Genomic DNA, 20,159 nt, shown 5'->3' with positions numbered 1-20,159 from the left:
TATGACTCTGGTCCGAGCACACTCCGCGCCTCAGCAGTGTGGCATTTCCGGACGAGACACTACGAGTTCCGTGCGAATTCCAACAAGAATCGGTCAGGATTCGATAAAAAAGTGCAGTGATGCCGCCCCACGCGCTACCGGGGACGGCGCACCCCGCGCCCACCGTCCGCCGACGCGCCACCACACGACGGCGGCCCGCCCGCTCCCGGGAGGAGCGGGCGGGCCGCCGTCGGTGCGAGCGCGGGCGGGCGGCTAGCGCACGGTGAAGTGGACGATGTCGTCCAGGAAGGGGATGTGGATCCACGGCTTCGGCTGCACCATCAGCGCCAGCATCACGATCACGAAGCCGAGCACCCCGTACGTCAGCATGTCGGTGAAGCGGGAGCGCACGGCCAGCATCCCCACCGACGGCAGCGCCCACCGCAGCACCGCGCCGCCCAGCAGCGAGAGCCCGATCACGATCGACCCGATGCGGAACGCGCCGAGCGCCACCAGCAGCAGCCCGATCGCGACCCCGCCCATCACGCTCAGCAGGGGCCACTGCCGGGCGGGCGCGGGGTAGCCGCCCGAGGCGGCCCGGCCGCCGCCCTCGGGGCGGGCGGTGTCGCGGGTCAGCGTCGGAAAGCGGCGTGAGGAGCGCTGCGGCTCGGAGGCCCCCTCCGAATGCGCTTCGGAAGCCATGGCGGGCAGTTCCTTCCGGTGTCCGGATCCGTCTGTCGAGGACAGGGTCTCAGGTCCTGGGTGCCGACGTCGTCAGCCGGCCGCGCGCTCGGCGGCCTCGACGACGTTGACCAGCAGCTGGGCGCGGGTCATCGGCCCGACGCCGCCCGGGTTCGGGGCGACCCAGCCGGCCACCTCGGTCACGCCCGGGTGCACATCGCCGACGATCTTGCCCGCCTCGTCGCGGCTGACGCCGACGTCCAGGACGGCCGCGCCGGGCTTGACGTCCTCGGGCTTGATGATGTGCGGCACACCGGCCGCGGCCACGATGATGTCCGCCTGCTTGAGGTGCGCGGACAGATCACGGGTGCCGGTGTGGCACTGGGTCACCGTGGCGTTCTCCGACTTGCGGGTCAGCACCAGCGGCATCGGGCGGCCGATGGTGATCCCTCGGCCGACGACGACCACGTGCGCGCCCTTGATCTCGACCTCGTGCCGCCGCAGCAGCTGGACGATGCCGTAGGGGGTGCAGGGCAGCGGGCCCTCGATGCCCAGCACCAGCCGGCCCAGGCTCATCGGGTGCAGCCCGTCGGCGTCCTTCGCCGGGTCCATCAGCTCCAGGACCCGGTGCGCGTCGATGCCCTTGGGGAGCGGGAGTTGGACGATGTAGCCGGTACAGGCGGGGTCCTCGTTCAGCTCCCGTACGACCGCCTCGATCTCCTCCTGGGTGGCGGTCTCCGGCAGCTCGCGCTGGAGGGAGGCGATGCCGACCTGGGCGCAGTCGCGGTGCTTGCCGTTGACGTACCAGCGGCTGCCCGGGTCGTCGCCGACCAGGAGGGTGCCCAGGCCGGGCTGCACGCCCTTGGCCTTCAGGGCCTCGACACGGACGGTGAGCTCGGACTTGATGGCGGCCGCTGCGGCCTTGCCATCCAGAATCTGGGCAGTCATGCCCCCATTCTCCCGGATGAGGGCCGCGACCTTCCAATCAGGGCACCCCGGGACGTCCATGGCCGGAATTGATCATTGCACTTGGACAACGGACAGCAACCCGAACTGGACAGAGTGAATGCGCAACTAGAAGGATTGACGCGCAGTGCCGCAGGCATCGTCGGGGGGTCGCCAGTGAAACCTGTATTTCCTCCACGTCACGCCGCACCGTCCCCATGGACCCAACGGAGGAAAACCGCAGATGAGTTTCGGTGACCCGAACAACCCGTACGGCCAGCAGCCGCCGCAGGCCCCCTACGGCCAGCAGCCGCCGCAGGGCCCGTACGGCCAGCAGCCGCCCGTCCCGCCCCAGGGACAGCCCGGCTACGGGTACCCCCAGCAGCCCCCGCAGCAGCAGCCGTACGGCTACCCCCAGCAGCCCGTTCCTCCGCAGCAGGGCTACGGCTACCCCCAGCAGGCGAACCCCTACGGCCAGCCGGGCATGCCCGGAATACCGGGCATGGGAATGCCCACCGGGTACGCGAGTTGGGGCGCGCGGCTGTGCGCACTGCTCATCGACGGTCTGATCGTGGGCCTGGTGCCCGGCATCCTGTACGGCATCGCGACCGCCGTAGCGGTGTCCTCCGTGAGCAGCGCCCCCACCTGCGCCTACGACGACTACCAGTGCCGGTCGGACGCGGTCTCGGCCGGGCCGCCGGCCTTCGCCGTCATCCTGATCGTGCTGGCCATCCTGGCGGGCATGGCGGGAGGCATCTTCATGCTCGTCAAGGAGGGCAATACCGGCCAAACTGTGGGCAAGAAGGCCATGAGCATCCGCCTGGTCCGTGAGGACACCGGCCAGCCGCTCGGCTTCGGCATGGCCTTCGTCCGCCGCCTCGCCCACTTCCTGGACAGCATCGCCTGCTACATCGGCTGGCTGTGGCCGCTGTGGGACGACAAGGCCCAGACCTTCGCCGACAAGGCCGTCGGCTCGGTGGTCGTCAAGACCCAGTAACCGGCGGGGTGTCACCCCTGCCCCTGGTGCACCACTTGGTGAAGGCCCCCTCGCCGCCGCGCGATCGGGGCCTTCGCCGCTCCCGTTCACGCCGCCTGAAGGACACGCTCGTGAGTTATCCCCCACAGAACCCCTACGGTCCCCCTCCGGGCCGGCAGCCCGGCTACGGCTACCCGCAGCAGCCCGCGCCGTACGGCCCCTACCCGGGCGGCCAGATACCCGGCATGCAGCCGCAGTACCCGATGGTGATGCCCGGCGGGGTCAAGGTCGCGCGGGCGCTCATGTTCGTGCTCGTCGGACTGAACCTCATCGGACTGATCGGCGCCGTGTTCGGCCTGGGCAGTGTGAGCAAGGCCGCGCACCACACCACGTCGTACACCAGCCCGGACACCACGTCGATGCTGAACGTCGGCAAGGGCGTCCTGATCTTCGCCATCGTGCTGATCGTGATCTTCTCGGCGGTGGCGATCACGGTGGCCCTGCAGTGCGCCAACGGCGGCAAGGGCGTGCGGACCGGCGCCATCGTCTTCGGGGTCGGCACCCTCCTCGTGAGCCTGATGACCTTTCCGTTCGGGCTGGTGCACACCGTCCTGGGCATCCTGGTCATCGCCTTCATGGCGAAGGACGAGAGCAACAAGTGGTTCAACCGGCCGCGTTACTGACCGCCGCGCCGGCACGGCGAAGGGCCGCACCCCGCCCGGGGTGCGGCCCTTCGGCTTCGGTGGCCCGACGGCTCAGTGGAAGAAGTGCCGGGTACCGGTGAAGTACATCGTCACGCCGGCCTTCGCGGCGGCCTCGACGACCTGCTCGTCACGGACCGAACCGCCCGGCTGGACCACGGCCTTGACGCCGGCCGCCGTCAGGATCTCCAGACCGTCGGGGAACGGGAAGAAGGCGTCCGAGGCGGCGTAAGAGCCCCGCGCGCGCTCCTCGCCCGCCCGCTCGACCGCGAGCTTCGCGGAGTCGACGCGGTTGACCTGGCCCATGCCGACGCCGACCGAGGCACCGTCCTTGGCGAGCAGGATCGCGTTGGACTTGACCGCGCGGCAGGCCCGCCAGGCGAAGGACAGCTCGGCGAGCTCCTCGGCGGACAGCGCCTCGCCGGTGGCCAGCGTCCAGTTCGCCGGGTCGTCGCCCGCCGCCTGGAAGACATCGGTGTGCTGGATGACCGCGCCGCCGGAGAGGAACTTCACATCGCCCGGCCGGGTCGGCAGACCCTCGACCTTCAGGACGCGGATGTTCTTCTTCTTGGCGAGGACCTCGACCGCACCGGCCTCGTAGGCCGGGGCCGCGATGACCTCGGTGAAGATCTCCGCGACCTGCTCGGCCAGCTCGATGGTCACCGGACGGTTCACGGCGATCACCCCGCCGTACGCGGAGAGCGGGTCGCAGGCGTGCGCCTTGCGGTGGGCCTCGGCGATGTCGTGGCCGGTCGCGATGCCGCAGGGGTTGGCGTGCTTGATGATCGCCACGCACGGCCCGTCGTGGTCGAAGGCGGCGCGGCGCGCGGCCTCGGTGTCCACGTAGTTGTTGAAGGACATCTCCTTGCCGTGCAGCTGCTCGGCGTTGGCGATGCCGCCCGGCTCACCGTCCGTGTACAGGGCCGCGGCCTGGTGCGGGTTCTCGCCGTAGCGCAGGCTGCCCTTGCGCTCCAGGGTCTCGCCGACGAACTCCGGGAGGCCGTTGTAGGCGTCCTCGGGCGCGTAGCGGTCGGTGAACCAGGACGCGACCGCGGTGTCGTACGCCGCGGTGTGCTGGAACGCCTCCGCCGCCAGCCGCCGGCGCTCGGCGAGCCCGAAGCCGCCGACCGCGACCGCTTCGAGGACCTGGCCGTAACGGGCGGGGTTGACGACGACGGCGACCGACGGGTGGTTCTTGGCGGCGGCACGGACCATCGAGGGGCCGCCGATGTCGATCTGCTCCACGCACTCGTCGGGGGTGGCGCCGGAGGCGACCGTCTCCCGGAACGGGTAGAGGTTGACGATCACCAGGTCGAACGGCTCGACACCCAGCTCGGTCAGCTGGCTGCGGTGGTCATCGAGGCGCAGGTCGGCCAGAATGCCGGCGTGCACCTTCGGGTGGAGGGTCTTGACCCGGCCGTCGAGGCACTCGGGGAAGCCCGTCAGCTCCTCGACCTTGGTGACCGGCACCCCGGCCGCGGCGATCTTCCCGGCCGTCGATCCGGTCGACACGAGCTGGACGCCCGCCGCGTGCAGCCCCTGCGCCAGCTCCTCCAGCCCGGACTTGTCGTAGACGCTGACCAGAGCGCGGCGAATGGGCCGCTGCGTACCTTCGGTGGCGGTCACGAGATACGTACCTTTCGTCCCTCAATGCGGTAGCCGTGCCGGGCCAGTTGCCCCACGACCTCGACGAGCAGCGATCGCTCGACTTCCTTGATGCGCTCATGCAGCGCGGATTCCTCGTCCTCGTCCCGGACCTCGACCACGCCCTGGGCGATGATCGGGCCGGTGTCGACCCCGTCGTCGACGAAGTGGACGGTGCAGCCGGTGACCTTCGCGCCGTACGCGAGCGCGTCGCGCACGCCGTGGGCACCGGGAAAACTCGGCAGCAGCGCCGGGTGGGTGTTGACGGTCCGGCCGCCGAAGCGGGCGAGGAACTCCTTGCCCAGGATCTTCATGAAGCCGGCCGAGACGACCAGGTCGGGCTCGTACCCGGCGGTCGCCGCGGTCAGGGCCGCGTCCCACTCCCCGCGGCTGCCGTAGTCCTTGACCCGGCAGACGAACGTCGGCAGCCCCGCGGCCTCGGCGCGCTCCAGACCGGCGATCGCGCCGCGGTCGGCGCCGACGGCCACGATCTCGGCGCCATAGGTCTCGGGGCCCTGCTCGGCGATGGCGTCCAGCAGCGCCTGCAGGTTCGTTCCGGAACCCGAGACGAGCACGGCCACGCGGGCCGGGCGGCCGGGTCGGGCGGGCGGGGCGGGGGCTGGGGAGGAAGCCACGGCGGGGCTCATTTCCGATCTCGCGTGCTTTGTGTGGTCGTACAAGACTGCGGGTACCGCAGATCCGGGGAACCCTACGAAGGCGCCGACCGTCAGCAACGATACCGGCACACCGCGCGGCCCCCACGGGACGGGGGCGGGCACGGGAGGTAGCGTCAGGCGTAAGACTGCATGCAGTTCGTGGTAACCGGGCGCCGGTCGCGAAGGCCCGCGTACGGACGAGACAAGGGGAAGACGCACACCTGATGACGGACCGACGCCGCCGCGCGGCCCTCCCGCCCCTTCCCGCAGCGACCGCCGGATGGCACCCCCGGCCCGCCACCGCCCCCGGGACGGTGCTGCTGCGTGAGGGCAAGCCGTCGTCCGCCTCCCCGGACTCACCGGACTCCCCCGCGCCGGACTCCTCGGGCCCCGACGACCGCGACAACCCCTTCGCGCCGCCCCCGGCGGACGCCCCCGACCAGGAGTGGCGCCCGCGCCACCCCGCCCCGCACGGCTCCGGGCAGGACGACCGGGACGAGAACGGGGAGCCGTCGAAGGACGACGCGGCGCCGAGCTGGGGCAGCCAGTGGAGCCCGCGGCAGCCGGGCCGGCAAAACGGCGGCTTCGGCACCCGGCCGGGCAACCGCGGCGGCCCGCAGAGCGGCGGCCCCGGCGGCTCGGGTGGCTCGGGCGGCTCCGGCGGCGGGCTGCGCTGGGACCCCACCGACCCGGCCCAGCGCCGGGCGCGCTACGCCCTGCTCGCCGGCATGTGGGCGTTCTTCTGCGTGCTGTTCAGCCTGCCGGAGATCTCCCTGCTGCTGGCCGCGCTGGCGCTCTACTGGGGCATCAGCTCCCTGCGGGCCAAGCCGGACTCCTCGAAGGCCACCGCCGAGGCGACCACCGCCGCCATGGAGGGCCGCCCCGCCCCGGCCGCTCCCCCGGCCGCGCAGCCGGGCGCCGCGTCCGACCGGGGCAGCACCCGCCCGCAGGTCACGGCGGCCATCGCGGGCCTGGTGACCGCCTCGCTGGCGCTGATGATGGTGGCCGCGACCTTCACCGTGCAGATCGTCTACCGCGACTACTTCACCTGCGTGAACGACGCCTTGACCCAGTCGTCCGGCAAGTCCTGCGAGAAGCTGCTGCCCAAGGAGCTGCGCCCGCTGCTGAGCACGCGGGAGTAGGCGGGAGTAGCCAGGAGCGGGCGGCTTCAGGCGACGGCGCCTCCGGTGCCGGCCGGGGCGTCCGCCTTCTCGGCGGGCCGGCCCTCGTCCTCGCCCGCCGCGTCCCTGGTGGTCGTGGCGGCCCGTTCACCAGGCCTCGTCGCGCTCCCGGCGGTCTTTCCGGGCACGGTGGTTTTCGCGGCAACGGCGGGCTCCGCGGTCACGGCGGACTGCGCGGCCACGGCGGGCTTCGCGTGCGCCCACCCCTTCAGCCGGGTCGCGGCCTTCAGGGCGGTCGCGGCCTTGGTGGCGCCGGTGGCCGCCGGGGCGCCGGGGCCCGTCGCGGCCTTGTCGCCCGTCGCACCCTGCGGGGCGTCGGCGTCCCCCGCCGCGCCCTGCCCCGCCCCGTCCGCCCGGTCCGCCCCCGCCGCCCGCCGTCCCGTGTGCCGGCGCCAGACCCGTAGGGCGACCGCGCCCGGGATGCCCGTGACGGCGGTCCAGGCCACCGTCGCCAGGCCCGTACGCCACCAGCTCGGGCCGAAGGCGGCGAGGGCGCCGGTGCCCAGCGCGCCACCGGCGAGGCCGGCGAGCACGGCCATGGCGGCGCCGCAGAAGCCTGCGCCCAGGGCCGCCACACAGGCCGTCCCCCACCAGGACCAGGACTCGTCGTCGGTGTCGGTGTCGGTAGCGGTATCGGTGTCGGTGTCGGTGTCGGGCGAGGGCTGCGCGGCGCGGGCCACCGAACGGGCGAGCAGCGCCCCCGCGAGCAGCGGCAGCACCGCCACCGCCCAGGTCAGCGGGCCTCCCGGACCGGCGTCCGGCACTCCGCCGAGCAGCGGCAGCTGGGGCAGTACGGGATGCGCCGAGGCGCCCAGCGGGCCGACCGTACTGCCCGCGCCGACCGTGAAACCGGGGCCCAGACCGTACGCGGTGCCCCATACGGCGGCGTTCGGGAGCAGTACCAGGCACAGCAGCAGCACCGTGGCACGGCCGGCCCAGTCGGGCGCCAGGTGGAGGAGGGCCGCGCCCACCCGGTCCGCGTGCAGGCCGAGCCCGAGGAGGGTGAGCAGGACGCCGGAGCCGAGCAGGGCGGCGAGGGCGAAGGCGGCGGCCCGGCCCGCGGCCGCGCACCGGGAGCCGCCGAGGAGCGTGCGCAGACCGTCCGGCACCCGGGCGCAGGCCCGCAGGGCGCGCTCGGGCAGCAGATCGGCGCCGGGGTGCCGCAGCAGGCGCCAGGCCGTGACGCCGAGCGTGGCGACCGCGGTGGCCGGGACGAAGCACAGGGCGCTGAGGGGCTCGGCGCTCAGCTCTCCGGCGCAGGCGTAGAGCAGCGCGCCGGCCGCGATGCACAGATAGCCGGCGAGCAGCGCCCCCAGCAGGGTGCGCGGCGCGACCGCGGGCGCGCCGGGGCCGTCGCCGGGCGCCGCCAAAGAGCCGTCGGCCGCGGTCGCCAGGGCATGGCGGGCGGCCCGGTGCAGCAGCCGGACCGGCACCACCGCGAGGAGCAGCGGGGTCACCCCGACCGGGGCCCAGGCGCCGGAGCGGGTGGCGCGGACCAGATCACCGCCGTGCGCCGAGAGCCACAGATCGGCGGCGAGATGAAGGGCCCGGGAGGGGCCGCTGTCGGGTGCGGGCGAGGCGACCCAGAGCAGCAGTACGGCGACCGTCAGCGCGCCGAGCCCCAGGCCGGCAGCCGTCACCCCGCCGAGGAAGGCCGCGCCGATCGCCGAGGAGCGCTGGGCGGCGGTTCTGCCGTGCGAGGACAGTGCGGGGCCACGATCGGTGAACTGGCTCACACGGCCATGCTGCCAACAAGAGGCGTTTCAGCCATGTACTGGCGATATGCCCGACGTGTCGCGCCGCACTTGCTTCCGCAGGTTTTCCACACTGCTGTGTATGACTCCGCGCGAGCAGGCCACCGCCGCCTTCGACGAACTCCACGCCCGGCACGCCCTCGCGCTGACCCGGCAGGCGTTCCTGCTCACCGGGCGGCCACGGGTGGCGGAGCGGGCGGTGGAGCGGGGGTTTCGGCGGGCCTGGCAGCACTGGCCGCGGGTCGCGGTGGACGCGGACCCGGCGGGGTGGGTGCGGGCGGAGGTCTACGAGTACGCGCTGACGCCGTGGCACCGGCCGTGCCCCGCACTGCGGCCCGCCCGCACCCCGGAACCGGACACCGGGCGGGCGGCGCCGTCGGATCCGGAACTGCTGGCTGCGCTGCTGAGCCTGCCGGCGCCCTACCGGCGGGCGCTGGTGCTGCACGACGGGGTGGGGCTCGGGCTGGGCGAGACGGCGGCGGAGATCGAGGCGAGCACCCCGGCCGCGGCCGGACGGCTGACCCATGCGCGCGAGCGGATCGCCGCGCGGCTGCCGGAGCTGGGGCTCGACGGGCAGCCGCCGGCCCGGCAGGGCGAGATCCTGCGGGCCCGGCTCACCGGGCTGGCGGCCGCGCAGCGGATGACACCACCCGCCGCGGCACACGTACGGTCCGCGAGCGAGCGCAGCGCCGAGCGGACGACCCGGTCCGTGTTCGGGCTGACCGGGCTGCTCGCACTGGTCACGCTGCTGACGATGGTGCTGGCGCCGGATCACCACCCGCCCCCGGACCGGTCGCTGTCGAGCGCGCCGCACGCCCTTCCGTCACCGGTCCGGTCCCCTGACGCAAACGGACCCCGGACCTCGGGCGCACACCAGCCCGGCGGGCCCCGCGAGCCGGGCCGTGCGCACCGGCGCCACGGCGCGCACCAGCGCGGGAGCGCACACCGCGGCGGAAACGCGGCCGCGGCGCGCGAGCGGCTCCGGCAGGCCCGGCTGACGCCCGAGAGCCGTTAGCGGACCCTGGGCGCCGACGGGGCCCGAACGCACCGCGCCGGCGCGGCGGAAGGAGCTTCCGCCGCGCCGGCGCGGTGTCACCGGAGCGAGGGGGTCCACCCGGATCGGGGACGGACGCCGCGCGGGCGTCCCTCCGATCCGGCGGACCCGCCGGGTGGCGCAATCAGCCGCCGAGGATCTCGCGGGCCAGCCGCGCGGTCTCCGACGGGGTCTTGCCGACCTTGACGCCGGCGGCCTCCAGGGCCTCCTTCTTCGCCTGGGCGGTGCCGGAGGAGCCGGAGACGATGGCGCCGGCGTGGCCCATGGTCTTGCCCTCGGGCGCGGTGAAGCCCGCGACGTAGCCGACGACCGGCTTGGAGACGTTGGCCTTGATGAAGTCGGCCGCACGCTCCTCGGCGTCGCCGCCGATCTCGCCGATCATCACGATCAGGTCGGTGTCGGGGTCGGCCTCGAACGCGGCGAGCGCGTCGATGTGCGTGGTGCCGATGACCGGGTCGCCACCGATGCCGACGGCCGAGGAGAAGCCGATGTCACGCAGCTCGTACATCATCTGGTAGGTCAGCGTGCCGGACTTCGACACCAGACCGATGCGGCCGGGCTTGGTGATGTCGCCCGGGATGATGCCGGCGTTGGACTGACCGGGGGTGATCAGACCGGGGCAGTTCGGGCCGATGATCCGGGTCTTGTTGCCCTTGGACTTCGCGTACGCCCAGAAGGCGGCGGAGTCGTGCACCGCGATGCCCTCAGTGATCACGACGGCCAGCGGGATCTCGGCGTCGATCGCCTCGACGACCGCGGCCTTGGCGAAGGCCGGCGGCACGAAGAGCACGGACACGTCGGCGCCGGTCTTCTCCATCGCCTCGGCGACCGAGCCGAAGACGGGCACGTCGGTGCCGTCGAAGTCGACGCTGGTGCCGGCCTTGCGCGGGTTCACACCGCCGACGACGTTGGTGCCGTCACCGAGCATCAGCTTGGTGTGCTTCATGCCAGTGGCACCGGTCATGCCCTGGACGATGACCTTGCTTTCCTTGGTCAGGAAGATAGCCATGGTTGTTGTGTCCTCGTCCTTTACTTAGCAGCCAGCTCGGCGGCCTTGTCGGCCGCGCCATCCATGGTGTCCACGCGCTGCACCAGCGGGTGGTTGGCCTTCGACAGGATCTCGCGACCGAGCTCCGCGTTGTTGCCGTCGAGACGCACGACCAGGGGCTTGTTGACGTCCTCGCCCTTGGACTTGAGCAGCTCCAGGGCCTGGACGATGCCGTTGGCGACCTCGTCACAGGCGGTGATCCCGCCGAAGACGTTGACGAACACGGACTTGACGTCCGGGTCGCCCAGGATGATCTCCAGGCCGTTCGCCATGACCTCGGCGGAGGCGCCGCCACCGATGTCGAGGAAGTTGGCGGGCTTGACGTTGCTGTGCTTCTCGCCGGCGTAGGCGACGACGTCCAGGGTGCTCATGACGAGACCCGCGCCGTTGCCGATGATGCCGACCTGGCCGTCGAGCTTGACGTAGTTCAGGCCCTTGGCCTTGGCCGCGGCCTCAAGCGGGTTGGCGGCGGCCTTGTCCTCCAGCGCCTCGTGCTCGGGCTGACGGAACTCGGCGTTCTCGTCGAGGGAGACCTTGCCGTCGAGGGCGAGGACCTCACCGCTGGCGACCTTGGCGAGCGGGTTGACCTCGACGAGGAGCGCGTCCTCGGCGATGAAGGTCTTCCACAGCGTGACCAGCACGTCGGCGACCTGGTCGGCGACCTCGGCCGGGAACTTCGCGGCGGCGACGATCTCGGCGGCCTTCTCCTTGGAGACGCCCTCGTTGGCGTCCACCGGGATCTTGGCGAGCTTCTCGGGGGTCTTCTCCGCGACCTCTTCGATGTCCATGCCGCCGGCGACGGAGGCCATGGCCAGGAAGGTGCGGTTGGTGCGGTCGAGGAGGTACGAGACGTAGTACTCCTCGGCGATCTCCGGAGCGGTCTCGGCGATCATCACCTTGTGGACCGTGTGGCCCTTGATGTCCATGCCGAGGATGTCCGTCGCGCGGGCGACGGCCTCGTCCGGGGTCGCCGCCAGCTTGACGCCGCCGGCCTTGCCACGGCCGCCGACCTTCACCTGCGCCTTGACGACAGACTTGCCGCCCAGCCGCTCGGTCGCCTCGCGGGCTGCCTCAGGCGTGTCGATGACTTCACCGGCCAGCACCGGTACACCGTGCTTGGCGAAGAGGTCCCTCGCCTGGTACTCGAACAGGTCCACGCGCGTCCGTCCCTTGTCTTCTCAGAATCGCCGTAGTGATCGCGGATCGTTGTCTGCGATGGGCGTGCCGCGAAGGGCAACGTGACGGCGCTGTCACAGGGGAGGCGTACACGGTGACCGGATACGCGGCATGTCCGTCCGGCAGGTTATCGCCGTGGGCCGTGAGCCCCTAAATCACAGATCACACTCCGGCGGTGATTACCATCACAGATCTTTGGATCAAGTGACGCCTTCTCGGGATATCCGCCTGTCGGAGGCGAGGGGTCGCCGCCCGCCTTTCCCGCGCGGCCCCGTGACGCACGGCGCTCCGCCGTCTCGGCGCCCGCACACGGGGGCGCTACGCGGGCCGGTCGACGGCCGGTCGACGGCCGCTCGGTGGCCGCTCGGTGGCCGCTTCGGGTGATGGGGGCGGCGGTGGGCGGGCCACGGGGGCGGGGGGACGCGGACCGCAAGTGGGGGTAGGCATAGGAGTGGGGCCGAGCGCCGGGCTCAACTACGGCGCACCGGTGCTCTGTTGACGGGTCCCGGGAACGCCGAAGCCGGGCGGTCCTCCCCCACAGAGGACCGCCCGGCTGTTCACGCGAGTTCCGGCACCGGCCGCCGCCGCGGCCGGTGAACCGGGGTTACCGACTCGGTGAGTCTCAGATGCCCCGCGCCGGGAGGGCGGGCAGCGCCGGGATGTTGGCGGCGTTGGTGAGGTCGCCCAGGTCGGCCGGCACGGCCGGGAGGGCGACGGCGTGACCCGGAACGGCCGGGACGACGTCGGTCACGTGGCCCGGGACGGAGGGCACGGACGGCACGGCGGGCACGGACGGCACGGCGGGCGCCGACGGGACGGCGGGCACCGACGGGAGGGCGACGGCGTCCGTCACGGTGCCGGGCACGGTCGGGACCGACGGCACGGACGGGACCGAGGGAACGGCCGGGACCGACGGCAGCGACGGAACCGACGGCACGGACTTGGCCGGCGTCAGGCCCCGCACACCGGCGACGGCCTGGTGGGCGGTGCCCCCGGCGTCGGTCGCGACGACCGCCGTCAGGCCCTGCGCGAACGGGGTGGCGTCGGCGGCCACACCCTTCGCGAACGGGGTGGCGTGACCCGCGACCCCCTTGGCGAACGGCACCGCGTCGGCCGCGACACCCTGCGCGAACGGCACCGCCTCGCCGGTCTCACCCTGCACGAGCAGCTGCGCGCGGCCGCCGACCGTGCTCACGAACGGGGTCGTCCGGCCGGCCGCGTCACCCGCGAGCTGACCGGCGTTGCCGACCGCGCCCTGGGCGACCGGAACGACCTTGACGACGACCCGGCGGGCGACGGGCGGCAGCACGTCGGAGGCAGCCTGGTCGACGACCGGACGGACCGTGGCCAGACCACCCTTGGCCTGGTTCGTCAGCTGCTCGGGGCGGACGCCCGCACCGGCGAGACCGGCCAGCAGGTTGTCGACCGAGCCCGGAGCCTTGGGCAGCGCGGGAGCCTTGGGCAGCGCCGGGACGGCGGGCAGACCGCCGGTGAGCCGGCCGGCCGGAACGCCCGTGGCGGGCAGCGCCGGGACGGCGGGCAGCGTGCCGTCGGCGAGGCGGCCGGCCCCGACCTGACCGGTGGCGCCCTCGGCGGTCTTCTTGACGGACTTGACGGCCTTCGTTGCCTTGACGGCCTTGACGCCCTTGACGGTCTTCTTCGCCTTCTGCACGTCGGCGGTCTTGCGGACCGCACCGGCGTCCGGCAGGCCCAGGCCGTGGGTCAGCTTCTGCACGCCGTCCGTCGCGGGCAGGTCCTGGGCCGACACCCCGCCGCCGAGCACGCCGGTGGCCTTGCCCGCCGTCCGCGCGGCGGTGCCGGTGACCTTCTTGGCGGTCTTCGTCGCCGTGCCGGTCACGTCGCCGGTGGGCAGCTTCTTGGCGGTGTCGGTCACCGTGCCGGCGGACGGCAGGTCACCGGCGACGGGCAGTTCGGCGGCGTTGGCGGCGACGGAGCCCAGGGCCCACAGTCCGGTGGCGGCAGCGGCGACGACGATGGAACGGCGGATGTTGGAGCGCATGGAAGTGAAAGTCCTTCGAATTCAGGAGGGGTGAAAGGGCAGACCTGTCCCGCCCCCGCGCGGCAGGTCTCCTACAGACGCGGAGCGGTCTGCCCTAGCCCGGGAATTCGAGGATTTCTTCGGCACGCCGACGCGTCGGAGCGCCATCGGCCGTGCGGACGCCACCGGGCAGCAGCCGGAAGCGCAGGGAGTCCGCCGGGTCGGCGGCGTGCTGGTCCCCGCCACGGGGGCCGTGGCCGTCACCCGCGCTGTGCGAGGCGGGCGCCACCGGGCCCTGCGGGCACTGGCCCGGAAGGCCGTGGTGGCCCGGGTCCCGCTGCTCGTGGACGGTGGCCGAGGGGTGCTCGGCGGCCGGCGTGCCCGGGCCGTTGACGAGGTGAGCCGCCGGGGCCGGGCCCGCGTCGGCCTGCGTGCAGGCGCCGCGCGAACCGGCGGTCCGGTCAGCGTCCGGCGTACGGCCGTGCTGCTGCGCACCGCCGTCCCCGGGGTGACCGGTGTGCTCACCGGACGGGAGGTGGACGGGCAACGCGGCGCGGGCCGAGTCCCCGATCTCCCGTACGACGCGGCTCACCGGCCGGGTGAGGCGGCCGGTGGCCGAGGCGGCCTGGCCGGCGGCGGGCCGCACGGCGTCGGCCACCTTGTCGGAGGCGGTGTGGGCGCCCCGGGCCAGCTCGGCCCCGGACGCCTTGCCCTGACGTGCCAACGCGGCTCCGGAGCCGGACAGTTGCTTCGCCCGGTCCCGGTGGTCCGCCTGGCCTGCCTGATCCGTCCCGGCTGCCTGGACTGCCTGACCGTTTTGGATCGCCGACCCGTCCCGGGTGGCGGCCCGGTCCGGGGTGGACGCCCCGGCGGCGGCCTCGGCCTGGGCCGAGAGCCCGGGCAGATCCGCTGTCCGCGTCCGGTCGGCGGCATGGGCGCCGGGACCGAAGGCGAAGCCGAGGGCGACGAAGCCCGCCAGGAAGAGCCCGGCCAGCAGCGCACGCCGCACGGCGACCGTGCGCGGCAGGCGCACGGCGGCAGGCAGGACGAGCACAGCGGACAAGGAGGGGACCTTCCCATACGGACGGGGACGACCGGGCACACGGCCTCGGTGTCACGCGCGTCGCGGGCGATCGAGCGATGGCCTGATCCTTGCACGGGAAACCAGGTGCCACGCAAGTCCCCCGGACCCACCTGTCACCGTTGCTCCGCCATGTCCGGTATGGGCAGCGGTCGTTTCTCCAGGGCGGCCGCCATGACGTCCGGGAACAGATCGGGCGTACAGGCGAACGCCGGTGCATCCAGGGCCGCGAGAGCCGCCGCGTGCTCCCGGTCGTAGGCCGGGGCGCCCTCGTCGGACAGTGCGAGCAAGGTCACGAACTGCACTCCGGACGCCTTCATCGCGGCGACCCGCTTGAGCATCTCGTCACGGATACCGCCCTCGTAGAGGTCGCTGACGAGCACGACGACCGTGTCGGCGGGGCGGGTGATCCGGGACTGGCAGTAGGCGAGTGCGCGGTTGATATCCGTGCCGCCGCCGAGCTGGGTGCCGAAGAGCACGTCGACCGGGTCGTCGAGTTGGTCCGTCAGATCGACGACGGCGGTGTCGAAGACGACCAGCCGGGTGTCGAGGGCGCGCAGGGACGCCAGCACCGCGCCGAACACCGAGGCATAGACGACGGAGGCGGCCATCGACCCGGACTGGTCGATGCAGAGCACCACTTCCTTGCGCACCGACCGCGCGGCCCGGCCGTAGCCGATCAGCCGCTCGGGGACGACCGTGCGGTGCTCGGGGAGGTAGTTCTTGAGGTTCGCGCGGATCGTGCGGTCCCAGTCGATGTCGCGGTGGCGGGGGCGGCTGGTCCGCGCGGAGCGGTCCAGCGCGCCGGTGAGGGTGGCGCGGGTGCGCTGCGCCAGCTTCCGTTCCAGCTCCTCGACGACCGTGCGGACGACGGCGCGGGCGGACTCCCTGGCCCGCTCCGGCATCAGCCTGTTGAGCGAGAGCAGGGTCCCCACCAGGTGGACGTCCGCTTCGACGGCCTCCAGCATCTCCGGCTCCAGCAGCAGCGCGGACAGCCCCAGCCGGTCGATGGCATCACGCTGCATCACCTGCACCACGGGGGACGGGAAGTACGTACGGATGTCGCCGAGCCAGCGCGCCACCCCGGGCGCCGAGGCCCCGAGCCCCGCCGTACGCCGGCCGCCCTCGGCCCTCTTGCCGCTGTTGCCGCCGTTGCCGCCCTCCCGGCCGTAGAGCGAGGCCAGCGCCCCGTCCATCGCGGCATCCCTCCCCCGCAGCTCACACCCCGTCCCGTCCGCCCCACCACTACCGAGCACCAGCCGCCAGCGCCGGAGCCGTTCGGCTTCGGGGGTGGGGGGAACGAGGGTGGCGGAAACGGGGGTGGAGGCCGCCGGGTGGGGTGGGGTGGCGGGAACCGGGTGGGGCGCGGGGTGGGGCGGGGTGGCGGAGGGAGGGGGCGTGGTGGTTCGGGGTGTGGCCGGGGCGGAGGTCGGGTCGGGTGCCGGGCCGGGTGCCGTTGTCGTCGCGGGGTCCGGTGTCGTGCGGGTCATGTCCGTGCCCCCATGAGGTCGTCGGCCGGGTGGGTCGGGTCCGCCGGTGGTGCATGGAACGGCCGGGCGGCGGGCCGTTGCGGGTCGGGCGCGCCGGACGCACCGGACGGGGTGGGCGGGGCGGGCGGGCCGGCGGGTGCGGTCGGCTCGGGTGGCGGGGTCCGGCCGGGTGGCGGGGTCGGGCCGGGTGGCGGGGTCGGGCCGGGTGGTGCCGCCGGCCCGGGTGTTCCGGTTTGCTCCTCGTCGGGGTTGTCCCGTCCGATTCCCAGGAGCACGCGGAGCGTGGGGAGTACGGCGGCCGCGCGGTCGCGGTCCAGGCCGGGGCCGAAGCCGGGGGCGGCAGCGTCCGGGGCGTCACCGGGCGGTTGGTGGGGCACCGTCGCGGGCCCGCGGCGGATCAGCTCGCCGAGGGTGCGCCGCACTCCGGCCTCGTACTCGGCGAAGGTCCTGCGCAGCAGCGGCAGCACGTCCGTGAACGCCGCGTCCGGCACCCCGGTCAGCCAGCCGTCCACGAGGGCGAGCAGTCGTCCGTCGTGGACCAGCAGCGTGCCGCCGTCCCCGCCGCCGACGAAGCCCTCGATCCAGCCGGCGGCATCGGCGGGCGGGGTACCGGGCGAGAGGGCGAGGCCCATCAGCCGCTCGGATTCCTCCTGGCTCAACTCGCCGTCGTCCAGCAGGAGTCTGACGGCCTGGCCGCGGAGCAGCCCCGGCACGGCGTCCCGTGTGCTCACCGTGTGCAGGACCGCGGCCCACCTCGCCCGCAGGACTTCGGGGGCGGGCCGCTGTCCGGGCTCCGGCCGGGCGAGCAGGCCCACCGCCTGATGGGTGGCGTCGAGCGGCTCGCGCAGGGCGGCCGCGCCCTCGGCGTCCAGGCCCGCGCAGGCCGGTGGCAGCCCGACGAAGATCCGCTCGGCCAGGCCCGTGGCGACCTCGCGGAGCGCCGTGGACCGCGTGCCGCGGACATCGCCGTAGCGCACGGACCGCACGAGGGCGGGCAGCGCCCGTGCGAGCCGGCCCACGTCCGCGTCGAGCGCCGCACGGTCGGCGAGGGAGCGCATCACCACCGGCAGGGCGTCGGGGAGTTCGGCGAGGAGACAGTGTTCGGCGAGCGCCGTCACCGCGGCCAGGGATGTCGCCTCGGTGGCCTCGGACACGGCTTTGGCGGTGGCCGCCGAGAGCACCGTCGTGCCCCAGATGCCGGCCTCGGCGACCCGGACCGAGAGTTCGGGCTCCCAGCGCAGCCGCCAGGTCTCCCGGAACGTGCCGGTGCCGGCGCGGGAGTGGGCGGGCTCTCCCCAGGGGACGCCGAGCAGCCGCAGCCGGTGCAGCAGGCGGCTGCGCGCGGCGTCGGTCTCCTTGCGCAGGTCCAGCTCCCGTACCCGCTCCGCGGCCTCCGGGGTGAGCCGCAGTGTGCGCCGGAGGCGGGCGATGTCCCGCTGCAGCGGGACCGCGGGGGCGTCCTCGGGGACCTCGCCCAGCACCTCGCCGACCACCAGCCGGTCGCGGATCAGCGCGGACGGGGCGTCGGAGCCGTCGCCCATGACGGCCCGGACCGCGTCGTCCAGTTCCGTCAGCCCGGGCAGCGGGCGGCCGCGCACCGTCGCCAGTCCCTCGGCGAGCCGTACCGCCTCGATGACATGCGCCGACGAGACGGGGTAATCCTCCTCCCGGAGCAGCCCGGCGACCCTGGTCAGCCAGCGTTCGACGGGGCGGTCGGGGGCGCTGAAGAGATGGCCGTACCAACCGGGGGAGGCCACACCGGCTCCGTAGCCGCTGTGCCGGGACAGGCGCCGGTGCGTCCAGGGCACCCAGGTCACGGTGGCCTTCACCTTCGGCAGGCCCTTGAGCAGCTGCCGGTCGGCGGCGAGGGTGGTGCGCCGTGCCAGGGCCGGGACGTGCCAGGCTCCGCACACCACGGCGATGCCGTCGCCGAACTCCTTGCGTGCGGACCGCAGTCGGAGCCGCATGTGGGCCTCGCGCACCACGTCACCGTCATGGCCGCCGTCACCGCAGGTCTCCCGGAGCGCGCCCATCGCCTCGGCGAGCGCCGCGAACGGCGCGGCCGGGTCGGGCTCCTGCGCGCCCCCGGCTCCGCCCGGCGAGCGGGCGGTGTCCCCGCCGCCGCGGTGCTCGACCACGTCCTCCCACCAGCGCTCGGGGTCGTCGTAGCCGGCCGCCTCCGCCAGCGCCCCGATCGGGTCGATCCGCACCCCGGCCGCGGCGTCACCGCTCCGGGCGGGCCCGCGGGGGCCGCCCCCGGGTTCGGTGCCTCGGGGCCGCTCCCCTTCCGTCCGCTCCTGGTCCTCCTCCTTCGCCAGGGAGTGGGCCGCGGGCAGATCGATGAAGCGGACGGGGACGCCGTGTCGCAGGGCCCAGCGCATCGCCACCCACTCCGGGGAGAACTCGGCCAGCGGCCAGAACGCCGCGCGGCCGGGGTCGTCCTGAGCGTGGGCGAGCAGCGCGACCGGCGGCCGCATGCTCTCCCGGGCGGCCAGCGGCACCAGCGCGTCCGCCTCCGGCGGGCCCTCGATCAGGACCGCGGCGGGGGTGTACCGCTCCAGGGCGGCCCGCACCGCCCGCGCCGATCCGGGGCCGTGGTGCCGCACCCCCAGCAGCAGCGGCCCGGTCATGCGCTCACCTCGCGGCAGGCGCGGTAGAAGTCCTTCCAGCCGTCGCGCTCGCGCACCACCGTCTCCAGGTACTCCTGCCAGACGATCCGGTCCGCGGCCGGGTCGCGGACCACGGCGCCCAGGATGCCCGCGGCCACGTCCCCGGAGCGCAGCACGCCGTCCCCGAAGTGGGTGGCCAGCGCCAGGCCGTTGGTGACCACCGAGATGGCCTCGGCCGTGGAGAGGGTCCCGGAGGGCGACTTGACCTTGGTCCGGCCGTCGGCGGTGCGGCCGGAGCGCAGCTCGCGGAAGACCGTGACGACCCGGCGGATCTCGTCCAGTCCCTCCGGTCCGGCCGGGAGGTCCAGCGAGCGCCCGATCTGCCCGACCCGGCGCGAGACGATGTCCACCTCCTCCTCCGGGGTCGCGGGCAGCGGCAGCACGACGGTGTTGAAGCGGCGGCGCAGCGCGCTGGAGAGTTCGTTGACGCCGCGGTCGCGGTCGTTGGCGGTGGCGATCAGATTGAAGCCGCGCACGGCCTGCACCTCCTGCCCCAGCTCGGGGACCGGCAGGGTCTTCTCCGACAGGACCGTGATGAGCGAGTCCTGCACATCGGCGGGGATGCGGGTCAGCTCCTCGACCCGGGCGGTCATGCCCTGCGCCATCGCGCGCATCACGGGGCTGGGGACCAGCGCCTCGCGGCTGGGGCCGTTCGCGAGCAGCTGGGCGTAGTTCCAGCCGTAGCGGATCGCCTCCTCGGGGGTGCCCGCCGTGCCCTGCACCAGCAGGGTGGAGTCGCCGCTGACGGCGGCCGCCAGATGCTCGGACACCCAGGTCTTGGCGGTGCCGGGCACACCGAGCAGGAGCAGCGCGCGGTCCGTCGCGAGGGTCGTCACCGCGACCTCGACGATCCGGCGCGGGCCGACGTATTTCGGTGTGATGAGCGTGCCGTCCGCGAGCGTGCCGCCGAGCAGATAGGTCGCCACCGCCCACGGCGAGAGCCGCCAGCGCTCCGGCCGCGGCCGGTCGTCGGCCCTGGCGAGGGCGGTGAGTTCCGCCGCGAAGCTCTCCTCGGCATGCGGCCGCAGCACCGCCCCGCCGGCGGTTTCCGCTGCCGTCCCGTCCGCCGGATTCCCGGTCGTGACCGCCGTGCCGTCCGCCGTCCCGAAGCTGTTCCCGGACATG

The 20,159-nt window shown here is 73.9% G+C and carries 16 protein-coding genes; 4 read left to right on the top strand and 12 right to left on the bottom strand.

Features of this window, described 5'->3' with window-relative positions:
• Window positions 1-252: 252 nt before the first annotated feature.
• Both ACQP17_RS22190 and ACQP17_RS22185 read right to left on the bottom strand, forming a co-directional pair.
• Complete coding sequence (locus ACQP17_RS22190) at window positions 253-681, bottom strand: DUF3017 domain-containing protein (protein WP_433857841.1); 429 nt, start codon at window positions 679-681, stop codon at window positions 253-255.
• A 72-nt stretch (window positions 682-753) separates the two neighbouring features.
• Window positions 754-1,608 (bottom strand): bifunctional methylenetetrahydrofolate dehydrogenase/methenyltetrahydrofolate cyclohydrolase, encoded by an 855-nt coding sequence (locus ACQP17_RS22185; RefSeq protein ID WP_364874681.1) that lies wholly within the window; start codon window positions 1,606-1,608, stop codon window positions 754-756.
• A gap of 241 nt (window positions 1,609-1,849) precedes the next feature.
• Here ACQP17_RS22185 and ACQP17_RS22180 point away from each other — a divergent pair, with 241 nt between their 5' ends.
• Both ACQP17_RS22180 and ACQP17_RS22175 read left to right on the top strand, forming a co-directional pair.
• On the top strand, window positions 1,850-2,602 hold the full coding sequence (locus ACQP17_RS22180; protein ID WP_433857840.1) for an RDD family protein: 753 nt from the start codon (window positions 1,850-1,852) through the stop codon (window positions 2,600-2,602).
• Window positions 2,603-2,712: 110 nt separating this feature from the next.
• A complete protein-coding gene (locus tag ACQP17_RS22175; protein ID WP_433857839.1) occupies window positions 2,713-3,264 on the top strand; it encodes a hypothetical protein in 552 nt (183 codons plus the stop codon).
• A gap of 72 nt (window positions 3,265-3,336) precedes the next feature.
• Here ACQP17_RS22175 and purH read toward each other — a convergent pair whose 3' ends face one another.
• Window positions 3,337-4,908: a bifunctional phosphoribosylaminoimidazolecarboxamide formyltransferase/IMP cyclohydrolase gene (gene purH, locus ACQP17_RS22170; protein ID WP_433857838.1), complete on the bottom strand. Its 1,572-nt coding sequence runs from the start codon at window positions 4,906-4,908 to the stop codon at window positions 3,337-3,339.
• Window positions 4,905-5,561: a phosphoribosylglycinamide formyltransferase gene (gene purN, locus ACQP17_RS22165; RefSeq protein WP_433857837.1), complete on the bottom strand. Its 657-nt coding sequence runs from the start codon at window positions 5,559-5,561 to the stop codon at window positions 4,905-4,907. The genes purH and purN overlap by 4 nt, the downstream gene beginning before the upstream one ends.
• 245 nt (window positions 5,562-5,806) lie before the next feature.
• On the opposite strand from purN, the gene ACQP17_RS22160 reads away from it, so the two are divergent.
• A complete protein-coding gene (locus ACQP17_RS22160; RefSeq protein ID WP_433857836.1) occupies window positions 5,807-6,724 on the top strand; it encodes a hypothetical protein in 918 nt (305 codons plus the stop codon).
• Between the two features lie 26 nt (window positions 6,725-6,750).
• On the opposite strand, the gene ACQP17_RS22155 is transcribed toward ACQP17_RS22160, so the two are convergent.
• The gene (locus tag ACQP17_RS22155) at window positions 6,751-8,499 is read right to left on the bottom strand and encodes a cell division protein PerM (RefSeq protein ID WP_433857835.1); all 1,749 of its coding nucleotides are present in this window, start codon (window positions 8,497-8,499) and stop codon (window positions 6,751-6,753) included.
• A gap of 100 nt (window positions 8,500-8,599) precedes the next feature.
• Between ACQP17_RS22155 and ACQP17_RS22150 the strand changes: the two genes are divergently transcribed.
• Window positions 8,600-9,532, top strand: a complete 933-nt coding sequence (locus tag ACQP17_RS22150) for a hypothetical protein (RefSeq protein ID WP_433857834.1) — start codon at window positions 8,600-8,602, stop codon at window positions 9,530-9,532.
• A 163-nt stretch (window positions 9,533-9,695) separates the two neighbouring features.
• Here the strand turns inward: ACQP17_RS22150 and sucD are convergent, their stop codons facing one another.
• From sucD to ACQP17_RS22115, 7 genes are all read right to left on the bottom strand, one after another.
• On the bottom strand, window positions 9,696-10,580 hold the full coding sequence (gene sucD / locus ACQP17_RS22145; RefSeq protein ID WP_433857833.1) for a succinate--CoA ligase subunit alpha: 885 nt from the start codon (window positions 10,578-10,580) through the stop codon (window positions 9,696-9,698).
• Window positions 10,581-10,600: 20 nt separating this feature from the next.
• Window positions 10,601-11,776 (bottom strand): ADP-forming succinate--CoA ligase subunit beta, encoded by a 1,176-nt coding sequence (gene sucC, locus ACQP17_RS22140; RefSeq protein WP_364874665.1) that lies wholly within the window; start codon window positions 11,774-11,776, stop codon window positions 10,601-10,603.
• Window positions 11,777-12,417: 641 nt separating this feature from the next.
• Window positions 12,418-13,815 carry a hypothetical protein gene (locus ACQP17_RS22135; protein WP_433857832.1) on the bottom strand — a complete coding sequence of 466 codons (1,398 nt, stop codon included), beginning with the start codon at window positions 13,813-13,815 and terminating at the stop codon, window positions 12,418-12,420.
• Window positions 13,816-13,909: 94 nt separating this feature from the next.
• Window positions 13,910-14,857: a hypothetical protein gene (locus ACQP17_RS22130; protein WP_433857831.1), complete on the bottom strand. Its 948-nt coding sequence runs from the start codon at window positions 14,855-14,857 to the stop codon at window positions 13,910-13,912.
• A 134-nt stretch (window positions 14,858-14,991) separates the two neighbouring features.
• Complete coding sequence (locus ACQP17_RS22125) at window positions 14,992-16,365, bottom strand: VWA domain-containing protein (RefSeq protein ID WP_433857830.1); 1,374 nt, start codon at window positions 16,363-16,365, stop codon at window positions 14,992-14,994.
• Entirely contained in the window at window positions 16,362-18,995 is a 2,634-nt protein-coding gene (locus tag ACQP17_RS22120; protein ID WP_433857829.1) for a DUF5682 family protein, read from the bottom strand. Before ACQP17_RS22120 ends, ACQP17_RS22125 begins: the two co-directional genes overlap by 4 nt.
• The gene (locus ACQP17_RS22115; RefSeq protein ID WP_433857828.1) at window positions 18,992-20,158 is read right to left on the bottom strand and encodes an ATP-binding protein; all 1,167 of its coding nucleotides are present in this window, start codon (window positions 20,156-20,158) and stop codon (window positions 18,992-18,994) included. The genes ACQP17_RS22120 and ACQP17_RS22115 overlap by 4 nt, the downstream gene beginning before the upstream one ends.
• Between the last annotated feature and the right edge of the window lies 1 nt (window position 20,159).

It is taken from the genome of Streptomyces kronopolitis (assembly GCF_050953795.1).
GTDB lineage: Bacteria > Actinomycetota > Actinomycetes > Streptomycetales > Streptomycetaceae > Streptomyces > Streptomyces kronopolitis_A.
Note: the sequence above shows the minus strand (reverse complement) of the source record. Positions and strands in the feature narration are given on the sequence as shown.

Coding starts and splice junctions, on each gene's coding strand:
- ACQP17_RS22190 (WP_433857841.1), bottom strand. CDS start 681: ATGGCTTCCGAAGCGCATTCGGAGGGGGCCTCCGAGCCGCAGCGCTCC.
- ACQP17_RS22185 (WP_364874681.1), bottom strand. CDS start 1,608: ATGACTGCCCAGATTCTGGATGGCAAGGCCGCAGCGGCCGCCATCAAG.
- ACQP17_RS22180 (WP_433857840.1), top strand. CDS start 1,850: ATGAGTTTCGGTGACCCGAACAACCCGTACGGCCAGCAGCCGCCGCAG.
- ACQP17_RS22160 (WP_433857836.1), top strand. CDS start 5,807: ATGACGGACCGACGCCGCCGCGCGGCCCTCCCGCCCCTTCCCGCAGCG.
- ACQP17_RS22150 (WP_433857834.1), top strand. CDS start 8,600: ATGACTCCGCGCGAGCAGGCCACCGCCGCCTTCGACGAACTCCACGCC.
- sucD (WP_433857833.1), bottom strand. CDS start 10,580: ATGGCTATCTTCCTGACCAAGGAAAGCAAGGTCATCGTCCAGGGCATG.
- ACQP17_RS22135 (WP_433857832.1), bottom strand. CDS start 13,815: ATGCGCTCCAACATCCGCCGTTCCATCGTCGTCGCCGCTGCCGCCACC.
- ACQP17_RS22125 (WP_433857830.1), bottom strand. CDS start 16,365: ATGACCCGCACGACACCGGACCCCGCGACGACAACGGCACCCGGCCCG.
- ACQP17_RS22120 (WP_433857829.1), bottom strand. CDS start 18,995: ATGACCGGGCCGCTGCTGCTGGGGGTGCGGCACCACGGCCCCGGATCG.
- ACQP17_RS22115 (WP_433857828.1), bottom strand. CDS start 20,158: ATGTCCGGGAACAGCTTCGGGACGGCGGACGGCACGGCGGTCACGACC.